This window comes from Streptomyces sp. CC53, from assembly GCF_001865245.1.
Taxonomy (GTDB): Bacteria; Actinomycetota; Actinomycetes; order Streptomycetales; family Streptomycetaceae; genus Streptomyces.
Map to the genome: position 1 here is coordinate 1 of NZ_MKXB01000068.1, position 11,529 is coordinate 11,529.

The 11,529-nt window shown below is 75.9% G+C and carries 8 protein-coding genes; all 8 read left to right on the forward strand.

Going from position 1 to position 11,529, the window contains the following annotated elements:
* The first annotated feature begins 72 nt into the window (after nucleotides 1-72).
* The 8 genes from BJP40_RS06260 (at nucleotide 73) to BJP40_RS06295 (ending at nucleotide 11,140) form a co-directional block, all read left to right on the forward strand.
* Nucleotides 73-1,857, forward strand: coding sequence for a fatty acyl-AMP ligase (locus tag BJP40_RS06260; protein ID WP_071279305.1), 1,785 nt, complete (start codon nucleotides 73-75; stop codon nucleotides 1,855-1,857).
* Nucleotide 1,858: 1 nt separating this feature from the next.
* Nucleotides 1,859-3,661, forward strand: coding sequence for an acyl-CoA dehydrogenase family protein (locus BJP40_RS06265; RefSeq protein WP_071279306.1), 1,803 nt, complete (start codon nucleotides 1,859-1,861; stop codon nucleotides 3,659-3,661).
* Nucleotides 3,655-5,421, forward strand: coding sequence for an acyl-CoA dehydrogenase family protein (locus BJP40_RS06270; RefSeq protein ID WP_071279308.1), 1,767 nt, complete (start codon nucleotides 3,655-3,657; stop codon nucleotides 5,419-5,421). Before BJP40_RS06265 ends, BJP40_RS06270 begins: the two co-directional genes overlap by 7 nt.
* An 89-nt stretch (nucleotides 5,422-5,510) precedes the next feature.
* Nucleotides 5,511-5,798, forward strand: a complete 288-nt coding sequence (locus BJP40_RS06275) for an acyl carrier protein (RefSeq protein ID WP_071266646.1) — start codon at nucleotides 5,511-5,513, stop codon at nucleotides 5,796-5,798.
* Nucleotides 5,798-8,848, forward strand: coding sequence for a type I polyketide synthase (locus tag BJP40_RS06280; protein ID WP_071279310.1), 3,051 nt, complete (start codon nucleotides 5,798-5,800; stop codon nucleotides 8,846-8,848). Before BJP40_RS06275 ends, BJP40_RS06280 begins: the two co-directional genes overlap by 1 nt.
* Complete coding sequence (locus tag BJP40_RS06285; RefSeq protein ID WP_071279311.1) at nucleotides 8,845-9,864, forward strand: 3-oxoacyl-ACP synthase III family protein; 1,020 nt, start codon at nucleotides 8,845-8,847, stop codon at nucleotides 9,862-9,864. Before BJP40_RS06280 ends, BJP40_RS06285 begins: the two co-directional genes overlap by 4 nt.
* On the forward strand, nucleotides 9,861-10,247 hold the full coding sequence (locus BJP40_RS35300) for an acyl carrier protein (protein ID WP_107416723.1): 387 nt from the start codon (nucleotides 9,861-9,863) through the stop codon (nucleotides 10,245-10,247). Before BJP40_RS06285 ends, BJP40_RS35300 begins: the two co-directional genes overlap by 4 nt.
* Nucleotides 10,244-11,140 carry a 2-oxo acid dehydrogenase subunit E2 gene (locus BJP40_RS06295; RefSeq protein ID WP_226962384.1) on the forward strand — a complete coding sequence of 299 codons (897 nt, stop codon included), beginning with the start codon at nucleotides 10,244-10,246 and terminating at the stop codon, nucleotides 11,138-11,140. Before BJP40_RS35300 ends, BJP40_RS06295 begins: the two co-directional genes overlap by 4 nt.
* Nucleotides 11,141-11,529: the final 389 nt, after the last annotated feature.

The window sequence follows — 11,529 nt, forward strand, 5'->3', positions numbered from 1 at the left end:
GGACGACGATCGTGATGTCACAGCGACCCGCGCCGGCGCCAGCCAGCGGATCTCGGAAAGGTCGGAGAAACGTTGACGAACTTCCGCACCTTCACGGAACTGGTCCTGGAACGCACCGCAACCCGCAGCGCCGCGGACGCCTTCGTCTTCCTGCCCGACGACGCCCGCGGCTCCGTGCCGCGGCACCTCACCTTCGCGGACCTCGACCGGGAGGCGCGCCGGATCGCGTCCTGGCTCCAGTCGCGCGGGGCGGCGCACCGCCCAGTGCTGCTGCTCTACCCGTCGAGCCTGGACTTCATCACGGCGTTCACCGCCTGCCTGTACGCCGGCGCCGTCGCCGTGCCCGCCCCGGTGCCCACCGAGCAGGGGAGGGGCTATACCCGGGTCGCCGGCATCCTGCGCGACGCCGAGGCGGCGGCCGTCCTCACCGACGCGGCCCACGCCCCGGAGGTCGCACAGTGGCTGCGCGCCGAGGGCTTCACCGGCGTGCCCTGCGCGGCCACGGACGACCCGGCCCTCGGAGACGCCGGAGCCTGGGCGGCCCCCGCCCTCACCCCGGACAGCCTGGCCTTCCTCCAGTACACGTCCGGCTCGACCAGCGAACCCAAGGGCGTCGCGGTCTCGCACCGCAACCTGCTCGCCAACCAGGCGGCGATCCAACGCTCCATCGGCACCGGCCCGGACACGGTGTGCGGCGGCTGGCTGCCCTTCTACCACGACATGGGCCTCATCGGGCACATCCTCCACCCGGTCTACCTGGGCGCCCCCGGCGTCCTCATGGCGCCCTTCACCTTCCTCAAGCGCCCGCACAGCTGGCTGAGGATGATCGGCGACTACGGGGTGACCACCGGCGGCGGCCCCAACTTCGCGTACGACCTGTGCGTGCGCCGCGTCACCGACGCCCAGCTGGCGACGCTGGACCTGTCCACCTGGACGACCGCCAACAACGGCGCGGAACCGGTGCGGGCCGAGACGATCCGCGCCTTCACCGAGCGTTTCGCGCCCGCCGGCTTCCGCCCCGAGGCGTTCTTCCCCTGCTACGGCATGGCCGAGACGACCCTGCTGGTCTCCGGCATCCCCCGCACCGCCGGGCCGCGCGTGCTCGACGCCGACGCCGCCGCCCTCGAACGCGGCGAGCTGGCCGGGGCGCGTCCCGGCCGGCCCGTCCGCTCCCTCGTCAGCAGCGGCGTCGTGCGGGACTTCGCGCTCGCCGTCGTCGACCCGGAGACCTGCGAGGAGAAGCCCGAGGGGCACGTCGGCGAGATCTGGCTCAAGGGCGACAGCGTCGCCGGGGGCTACTGGAAGCGCCCGGAGACCAACAAGGAGGTGTTCGACGCGGCGGTCTCCGACGGCTCCGGCGGGCACGACGCCGGCGGCTGGCTGCGCACCGGCGACCTGGGCGCCCTGAAGGACGGGCAGCTGTACGTCACCGGCCGGCTCAAGGAGGTGCTCGTCCTGGCGGGCCGCAACCTCTACCCGCAGGACGTCGAACGCGCCGTGCAGGGCGCCGACCCGGCGCTCGGCAGCGGCGCGGGCGCCGTCTTCGCCGTGCACACCGACCACGAGCACCTCGTGGCGGTCCAGGAGGTCCGCCCCGGAACCGCCACCGACCTCCCCGCGCTCGCCTCCGCGGTCCAGCGCCGCATCAGCGCGGAGTTCGCGGTCCCCGCGGGCAACGTGCTGCTCGTACGGCCCGGGACCGTCCGCAGGACCACGAGCGGCAAGGTCCAGCGGACCCTGATGCGGGACCTGTTCCTCCAGGGCCGCGTCAGCGCGCTCCACGCGGTCCTGGAACCCGCCGTCCGCGCGCTGGCCGCCCCGCCCGGCGCCGCCCCCTCACCCGAAGCGGTGGTCTGACATGGAGCACCGGCCCTACCTGCTCGCCGAGGAGTTCGACCACTTCCTCGGCGACCCCGACGACCCGGCGGAGACCTTCTCGTACGCGCGCTGCGACGAACTCGACGAGAAGGAGGAGTTCCCCACCGCCATCTGCGCCCGCTTCGAGGAGTGGGGACTGCCCGGGCAGTACGTGCCGGTCGAGCACGGCGGCGGGCTGCGCGACTACGAGCAGGTGCTGCAACTCGCCCGCACCGTCGCCCGCCGCGACCTGACCTGCGCCATCGCCCACGGCAAGACCTACCTCGGCGGTGTCTGCGTCTGGGTCGCGGGCACCGCCGAGCAAGGCGCCCGGCTCGGCGCCGCCATCATGGCCGGCGTCCCGGTCTCCCTCGGGCTCACCGAGCGCGCCCACGGCAGCGACCTGCTGGCCGGCGACGTGCGCGCCGACGCCGGGCCACCGGGCCCGGACGGACACTGGCTGGTCAGCGGGGAGAAGTGGCTCATCAACAACGCCACCCGCAGCGCCGTGCTGTCGCTGCTGGCACGCACCGACCCGGACGGCGGCCCCCGCGGCTTCAGCGTCCTCCTCGTGGACAAGCGGGACCTGGGCGAGGGCGCTTACCGCCACCTCCCGAAGATCCGCACCCACGGCATCCGCGGCGCCGACATCTCCGGCATCGCCTTCGACACGGCCCGGGTGCCGCGCGGCGCCCTCGTCGGCGCGGAGGGCGCCGGCCTGGAGGTCGTGCTGAAGGCGCTCCAGCTCACCCGCACCCTGTGCGCGGCGCTCTCGCTCGGCGCCGCCGACCACGGACTGCGGCTCGGCCTGGACTTCGCCGAGGAACGGCAGCTGTACGGCCGCCGGCTCGTCGAACTGCCGCAGGCCCGGCGGCTGCTGACCGGCGCCGCCGCCGACGTCCTGCTGCACGAGGCGGTCGCCCTGGTCGCCGCCCGCGCAGTCCAGGCCCAGACCGCCGAGCTGGCCGTCACCTCGGCCGTCACCAAGTACCTCCTGCCGACCGGCACCGACCGGGTGCTCGCCGATCTGACGGAACTGCTCGGCGCCCGCGCCTTCCTGAAGGGCGTCCACGCCGGCGGGCGGTTCCAGAAGGTCGTCCGCGACCACCGCCTCGTCGGCCTGTTCGACGGCAACACCCTGGTCAACCTCAACGCACTCGTCAACCAGTTCCGCCCCCTGGCCCGCGGGTTCCGGCGCGGCACCGGGGACACGGCGGGCGCCCGCACCGCCTGCGACCTGGCCGCACCGCTGCCGGCCCTCGACCCGGCGCGGCTGTCGCTGGTCGCCCGGCACGGCAGCGGCCTCCTGGCCGCCCTCCCGGCCCACGTCGACGCGACCGTCCGGCAGGCCCGGTCCGACCCCGCGCTGGCCCCGGTGGCCGCGGCCGCGCGGCGGCTGCTCGACGCCACCACCGCCGTGCACGCCGAGATGGAGGCGTACGGCAGCGGCCTCACCGACGTCCCGTCCGCCGCCTTCGAGACCGCGCGCCGCTACACCCTGTGCTGGGCCGGCGCTGCCTGCCTCGGACTGTGGACGCACAGCGCCGACCACGCCGGCGGCGACCCCCGCACCGGGAGGCTCTGGCGTCGCGGCCTGTGGCTGCACACCGCGCTCGACCGGCTGCTGGTCCGCCTCGGCGAACCCGCGGCGGCTGGCGCGGAGACCTACGACGAGCTGCTCGGCGCGCTGCGGGAGACCCGGACCTCGGGCCGGCTGTTCTCGCTGCTGCCGCAGCGGCTCCCCGGAACGCAGACCGCGACGACCGGCGCGACCGCCGCCGGGACGGGGAGGACGGCATGCTGAACGGCACGCGACCCGGGGCGCCGCCCCCGTCGGCACGGGCAGGGCAGGAGGAGCGGGCCGCGGCCCGCGTGGCCGCGGTGGACCGGCGCCTGGGCGACCCCACGGACCCGCGCGGCGCACTGTCGTACGCCGGACTGCTGGAGGCGGACGAGGCCGGGGTGCTCCCCGAAGCGGGCGAACGCGCCCTCGACGAACTGGGCCTGGGAGCCGACTTCGTGCCGCACGCCGAGGGCGGCCGCATGGAGCGGCTCGACACGCTCGTGCGGGTCATGCGGCAGGTGTTCCGCCGCGACGTCGCCCTCGGCCTCGGCTACGGCGTCACGTCCTTCATGGCCGCCGTGAACGTCTGGACCGCCGGGAGCGCCGCACAGCGCGCCCGCCTCGCGCGGCTCCTCACCGGCGGCGGCAAGGTCGCCGTCGCCTACCACGAACTCGCCCACGGCAACGACTTCGTGCGCAACGAGTTCGCGGCCCGCCCCCGAGGGGACGGCGGATACCTGCTGAACGGCGAGAAGCAGGTGGTCAACAACGCCGACCGCGCCGACGCCTGGGTCCTGTTCGGCCGCACCAGCCCCGCGCCGGGCAGCCGCAGCCACTCCGTGCTCCTCGTCGAACGCGGCGAGCCCGACCCGGCCACGTGGCGGGTGCTGCCCCGGTACGACGCCGTCGGCGTGCGCGGCTGCCACCTGTCCGGCCTGCGGTTCGACGACAGCCCCGTGCCCGCCTCGACCCTCGTCGGCGAGGAGGGCACGGGTGTCGAGACCGCGCTGCGGGCCTTCCAGATCACCCGGGCCGCGCTGCCCGGCATGGCCCTCGGCGCCGCCGACACCGCCCTGCGCACCGTCGTGCGCTTCGCGCGGGGCCGGCGGCTGCACCGCCGGACCGTGCTGGACATCCCCCACGCCAGGGACACCCTGTCCGGGGCCTTCACCGACCTGCTGACCTGCGACAGCCTCTCGCTGACGGCGACCAGGGCGGTGCACCTGCTGCCCGAGCAGACCGGCGTGTACGCCGCCGCCGCCAAGTTGCTCGTCCCGAAGGTCCTCACCGACGTGATGCGGGAGCTGTCCGTCGTCCTCGGCGCCCGCTTCTACCTGCGCGACGGCGAGCACGGCATCTTCCAGAAGCACCTGCGGGACCTGCCCGTCCTCAGCCTCGGCCACGCCGGGTCCGCGGCCTGCCAGGCCACGCTCATCCCGCAGCTGCCCCGGCTCGCCCGGCGCTCCTGGTTCACCGGGGAACCGGCGCCCGCCGCACTGTTCCGGCCGCGCGCCGGACTCCCCGCCCTCCCCTACGACCGGCTCGCCCTGGCGAGCGGGCAGGACGCGCTGAGCGCCACCCTCGTGGCCGCCGCCGACCGGCTGCCCGGCGCCCCGCCCGAGGAACGGGCCGTCCACGGCCTCGTCCTGCACCTCGTGGACGAACTGAGGCAGGTGCAGGACGCGAGCCGCGCGCTCGCCCCACGGGACCGCACCGCGCTGGCCGGCCCCGCCGCCTTCGCCCTCGCCGACCGGTACGCCCTGCTCCTCGCGGCCGCCGCCGCCGTCGGCGTCCGGCAGCAGGCGTCCCCCGCCGCGGGCGACGCCTTCCTCGCCGAACCGGCCTGGCTCGCCGCCGCGCTGCACCGGCTCGCCCGCCGGCTCGGCCGCCGGCCCGCCGACCTCCCCGCGTCCGTTCACGCCCGCCTGCACGAGGAGGTCCTGCGCCGCTTCCACGCACAGACCGCCTACGACCTGTACGACACCCCGCTCGTCGGCTGACCGCGCCGCGCCGACCGGCCCGCCCGGGCAGGCGCCGGGCCGCCGCACCACAGCACGCGACCACCGCTCACCCCCGCGAGGAGTGCACCATGCCCGTTCCGACCACCGGACACACCACGGGGTCCCTGACCACCTGGCTGGCCGAGCGCATCGCCCTCTACCTCAAGCGGCAACCCGCCGAGATCGACCCGGACACACCCCTCGCCGAGTACGGCCTCGACTCCGTCGCCGCCCTCAGCCTGTGCGGCGACATCGAGGACGACTTCGACGTCCTCGTCGAACCGACGGCCGCCTGGGACCACCCGACCGTGCACGCGCTCGCCGCCCACCTGGCGGAGGAGCTCGCCGCGCAGGCCGCGCAGGACGGCGGCGCCTGATGGAGCCGGTAGCCATCGTCGGCATCGACTGCCGGTTCCCCGGAGCGCCCGACACCGGCGCCTACTGGGACCTGCTGATGCGCGGCGCCGACGGCGTGGGGAAGGTGCCCCGGCAGCGGTGGGACGCCACCGCGTTCCACTCGGCCGCCGGGGGCGAAGGACGCTGCAACACCACCGAGGGCGGGTTCATCACCGACCCGGACGCCTTCGACGACGAGTTCTTCACCGTCTCGCCGCGCGAGGCCGCCGTCATGGACCCCCAGCAGAGGCTGCTCCTGCAGTCCGCGTGGCGGGCCGTCGAGGACGCCGGAATCCCGCCTCGCGCCCTCGCCGCCACCCCGACCGGGGTGTTCGTCGGCGTCATGGGCAACGAGTGGGCGCACCTGCACCTCACCGACTACGACCGCGTCACCCCGCACGTCGGCTCCGGCAACGGCTACTGCATGACCGCCAACCGGATCTCGTACCACCTCGACCTCAAGGGGCCCAGCCTCGCCGTCGACACCGCCTGCTCCTCCTCCCTGGTCGCCGCGCACCTCGCGGTGAACGCGCTGCTGTCCGGAGAGTGCGACCACGCACTCGTCGGCGGCGTCAACGTGGCCCTCACACCCGCCCTGTCGATCTTCTACACCCAGGCGGGACTCTCCGCGCCCGACGGGCGCTGCAAGCCCTTCAGCGCCGAGGCCGACGGCATCGGCCGCGGCGAGGGCGTCGGCGTGGTCGTGCTGCGCCGGCTGCGCGACGCGGTCGCCGACGGCCAGCGCGTGTACGCCGTCATCCGCGGCACCGCCGTCAACCAGGACGGTCGCAGCAACGGGCTGACCGCGCCCAACCGGTGGGCCCAGCAGGACGTGCTCGCCGCCGCCTACCGCAGGGCCGGCGTCAAGCCGGCCGAGGTCGTCTTCACCGAGGCGCACGGCACCGGCACCGCCCTCGGCGACATGATGGAGGTCAAGGCGCTCGGCCACCACCACGCCGGGCGCAGCGGCGCCCCGCTGGCCCTCGGCTCCGTCAAGGGCAACCTCGGCCACACCGAGGGCGCCGCCGGCATCGCCGGGCTGATCAAGGTCGCCCTGGCCCTGCACCACCGCACCGTCCCCGCCAGCCGCTTCGCGGCCAAGGAGAGCAAGCGGCTCCGACTGCGCGACCACGGGCTGCGGCTCCTCAAGGCACCGCTGCGGCTGCCCGCGGGCCCCGCACTCGCCGGGCTGAGCAGCTTCGGCATGGGCGGCACCAACGCCCACGCCGTCCTGGAGTCCGCGCCCCCGCACGCCGCGCGCCCCGCACCGGCGGACCCGGCCACGCCCGGCGGGATCGGCGCCGCCGTCTTCACCCTCACCGCGCCGACCCCGGACGCCCTGCGCCGCAACCTGCTCGCCCAGGCCGACGCGGCGGCGGCCCGCCGGGTACCGCTCGGGCCACTGGCCAGGGCGAGCAACCTCGTCAAGTCCGGCCACCGCCACCGCTACGCCGCGGTCGCCACCAGCACCGCCGAACTCGTGGCCGCGCTCCGCGAGTCGGCGGCCGACCCGGAGCTGCCCGCCCGGCTCGCGGACCGGCCCGCCGAGCCGCCCCGCCCCGCGTTCCTGTTCACCGGGCAGGGCTCGCAGTACCCGCGGATGACCGCCGCCCTGTACGCCCAGTCGCCGCTGTACCGGCACTTCCTCGACGAGGCCGACACCGCGCTCCTTCCGTACACCGGGAACTCCGTGCGCGACCTGCTCCTGTCCGGCGGCGACGCCGTCCACAGCACCCGGTGGACACAGCCCGCCCTGTTCGCCGTCGGCTACGCCCTCGGCCGGACGCTGGACGCGCTCGGCGTCCGGCCGCGGCTGCTCCTCGGCCACAGCGTCGGCGAGTACGCCGCCGCCGTCCTTGCGGGGGCGCTGCCCCTCGACGGCGCCGCGCGCCTGATCGCCGCACGCGGTGCCCTGATGCAGGAACTCCCCGGCGGCGGAGGCATGCTGGCCGTCCGGGCCGACCGGGCGGCGCTGGACGCGCGGATCGCGCACGAGCCCCTGGTCGGGGTCGCCGCGGTCAACGGCCCCGCCGCCACGGTGCTCTCCGGGGACCTGGAGAGCCTGCGCAGGATCGGCGACGCCCTCGCCGCCGACGGCGTCGCGACCCGCCGCCTGACGGTCTCGCACGCCTTCCACTCACCGCTGATGCGGCCCGTCCTGGACCGCTTCGCCAGGGTCGCCGAGGAGGTCGGCGGGGGAGTGCCCGGCACCCCGCTGTACTCCACGGTCCACGGGCGGGTGCTGGACGGCGAGGCGATGGACGCCGCGTACTGGGTCGAGCACGTCGGCGCGACGGTGCGGTTCGGCGACGCCGCCGCAGCGCTGCTCGCCGACGGCCCGACCCACCTGGTGGAGGTCGGGCCCCGCCCGGTCCTCTCGCCCCTGGTCCGGCGCCTCGCACCCGGTGCGGACCCCGCGCACGTCCTGCCGGTGCGCGGGCCGGGATCCGCGGGCCGCGACCTCGCCGAGGCGCTCGCCGAGCTGTACCGGGGCGGCGTCGACCCCCACTGGGACGCCGTGTACGCCCCGGAGGAGCGGGTCCCGCATCCCCTCCCGGCGTACGCCTTCTCGACGGAGCACCGGTACTGGGCCGGGAACCCGGTGCGCCGCAGGGGCGGGCCACTCGGGGCCACGACCCCTGAGCCCGGCCCGTGCGCGGCGCCGGAACCCGCCTCCGCCGCCGTGCTCCCGCTGGACAGGCGCGGCGGCCCCGCCGACCCGGTGGAGACGGCCGTCCTGGGCGCGGTCAGGGCGGTCGGCGGCTACACCGGCGCTGAGGTCGGCCCGCGTGACCGGCTGTACGAGGACCTGGGCTTCGACTCCGTCATGGTGATGGAGCTCAAGAACCGGCTGGAGTCACGGCTCACCGGCATCGGCGCCGTCCAGGTCCGGGACCTGCTGCCCCGGCTGACCAGCGTCGGCGACCTCGTCGCCTTCCTGCACGAGCTCGGCGCGGCCGCGCCCGCCACCGCGGGACCCTCCGGCGCCACGGCGGAACGCGCACGCACCGGAGAGGAGCGGACCGCATGAGACCCACCGCCTTTCTCGCCTCGATCGGCACGGCCCTGCCCGGCGACCCCGTGGACAACGCCGCCCTGTCCAAGGTGCTCGGCGTCAACGAGGACTGGATCGAGGTGTTCATCGGCACCAGGACCCGCCACTTCGCCCGCGACCTCGGCACCGGCGCCGTCCGCTGGTCCCTGGCCGACCTGTGCGCGCAGGCCGCGCAGGAGGCGCTCGCCGCCCCCGGCGTCGACCCGTCCGCGATCGACTTCGTCGTCCTCGGCACCGCCACCCCCGACACCCTCATGCCGGCCACCGTCAACCACGTCGCCGACCAGCTGGGCCTGGACCAGGTCCCCACCCTGCAACTCCAGTCCGGCTGCGCCGGCGCCGTCCAGGCCCTCGGTGTCGCCCGGGCGATGATCGCCTCCGGCCAGTACCGCACGGGACTCGTCATCGGCGGGGACGTGTGCAGCAAGCACCTCGACCTCCGACGCGACGTGGCCGGCGCGGCCCCCGCGGACCTCGTCAACTACGTCCTGTTCGGCGACGGCGCGGGAGCGGCCGTCGTCACCGACGAGCCGCGCGGGCAGCGCCTCGCGCTGCGCCACGTCCTCAACCGCTTCACCGGCCTCGGCCGCAGCCCGGGCCAGGTCATCGAGTGGTTCGGGCTGGCCGACCGGTACGACGACCGGCAGGCGCTCACGGAGGACTACAAGGCCATCGAGGAGTCCGTGCCCGTCATGGCCGTGGAGATCCTCTGGGAGATGCTCGGCGAGCTCGACTGGGAACCGGAGCAGGTGGACTACCTGCTGCCGCCGCAGCTGTCCGGACGGATGACCCGCCGGATCACCGAGGTGCTCGACGTGCCGACCGCGCAGGAGGTCAGCTGCGTCGCCGACACCGGCAACAACGGCAACGCCCTGCCCTTCCTGCAGATCGAGAAGTTGCTGGAGCACATGTCCGGCGCCGAGAAGGCCCTCGCCGTCGCCGTCGAGTCCAGCAAGTGGATCAAAGCCGGATTCGCCCTGGAGAAGGTATGAGCCCCGACCCCGCCGCCGCGACCCGCAGCACGGGCGCCACCGACCCCGCCGCCGACACCCGCACTCCCCGGCCCGCGGAGCCTGCCGCCCCCTCCGCCGCGATCCGCACCCCCGGGCCCGCGGATCCCGTAGCCGCCGCCCGCGCTTCGGGGGGCCTCACCCTGGACGCGTACGTCCGGCTCGTCGCGGACGAGACCGGGATGCCGCTGGGGCCCGCGCAGGTGACCGCCGACTTCGACGAGCTGCCCGACTGGGACTCGCTGCACCTCCTCAAGCTCGTCACGGCCCTGGAACGCGCCCTGGGCCGCAAGGTCCCCGTCAGCAGGCTCCTGGAGGCCCGCAGCCTCCAGGGGATCTACGAGACGGCGGTCCTCGGGTGGTGACCCCGACCGTCATCACGGAGCGCCGCCGCCGCCACACCCTGTACTTCCTGGAGTGGGCGGCGGCCCAGCGGCCCGTGCACCTGGACACGGACGTCGACATGACCCGCATCCAGGCGCACCGCGCCGCCGCCCGCGCCGCCGGCCGGCGCTACTCGCTCGTCAGCTACCTGCTGTACGCCGCAGGCCGGGTCCTCGACCGTCACCCGGAGGCCAACGCCGTGACCGCCCCCGGCTGGCCCGGGCTGCTGCGGCGGCCGAGGACCGTCCGCTTCGACGGCGTCACCGCCAAACTCGCCCTCGACCGGCCCGTCGACGGCGAACGCGCGGTGCTCTCGGCGCTGGTGCCCGGCCTCGAGTCGGCGACCCTGGCCGAGATCCAGGAGCGCGTCGACCACTACCGGGGTGAACAGGCGGCCGCGCTGCCCGAGTTCGCGGGCGTGCGGCTGCTCGGCAGGCTCCCGGTGCCGCTCGGCCGCGCCGCGTTCGCCGCGGCGCTGCGCGATCCGCGTCGCCGCGCGGGCGTGCTCGGCACCGTCTCGGTCAGCTCGCTCGGCCACCGCGCCGTCGACGGCTTCCACTCGGCCGGTGGCACCGCCGTGACCCTGTGCGCGGGCCGCGTGGCGGACCGCCCGGTGGTGCGGGACGGCACCGTGACGGTCGCCCCCGTGATGCGGCTCAACCTCACCTTCGACCACCGGGTGCTCGACGGTGCGGCCGCCGCCGACGTGCTGTCCGATCTCCACGACACGATGGAGGCGTTCGACGAGAGCACTACCAGCACCACCTACACCACTGACTCCACCGGCGCCCGCAGGCCGGTTCCGGAGACCGGCGCCCGGGCCGCCGATCGCCGTTCGTGGCCCGTCGGCGGCCCGGCAGCCGGTCCGCAGTGAACCGGGAGCGGCACGGGCCGCGGAGCCGGTCGCCCGTCAAGACGACCGGTGCCCCGACCGGGTGGCGCAGCCGGGGCCGCGCACCTTCGTGGGCCGCGACCGGCGGTGCCACCCGGTACTGACGCCCCCGAGGGCCGGCCGCCGGGGCCGCCTCGCGCACATCCCGCCGGAGCACGCGGCGGCCGCGCTCGACGTCCGGCCGGAGGCCGCCGCACTCGGCCAGGACCCCCCCGCGGACGCCCCTGCCGGTGCGGCTACGACGGCCTCCGCACGGCCGCACCACCGTGCGGAACGCACGGAGCCTGCCGTGCCGGTCCGGCCCGCAGGCCACCGCAGGCCACCGCAGGCCACCGCAGGCCACCGCAGGCCGCCGCGGAGCCCGCCCGCCG

Coding starts and splice junctions, on each gene's coding strand:
- BJP40_RS06265 (WP_071279306.1), top strand. CDS start 1,859: ATGGAGCACCGGCCCTACCTGCTCGCCGAGGAGTTCGACCACTTCCTC.
- BJP40_RS06270 (WP_071279308.1), top strand. CDS start 3,655: ATGCTGAACGGCACGCGACCCGGGGCGCCGCCCCCGTCGGCACGGGCA.
- BJP40_RS06275 (WP_071266646.1), top strand. CDS start 5,511: ATGCCCGTTCCGACCACCGGACACACCACGGGGTCCCTGACCACCTGG.
- BJP40_RS06280 (WP_071279310.1), top strand. CDS start 5,798: ATGGAGCCGGTAGCCATCGTCGGCATCGACTGCCGGTTCCCCGGAGCG.
- BJP40_RS06285 (WP_071279311.1), top strand. CDS start 8,845: ATGAGACCCACCGCCTTTCTCGCCTCGATCGGCACGGCCCTGCCCGGC.
- BJP40_RS35300 (WP_107416723.1), top strand. CDS start 9,861: ATGAGCCCCGACCCCGCCGCCGCGACCCGCAGCACGGGCGCCACCGAC.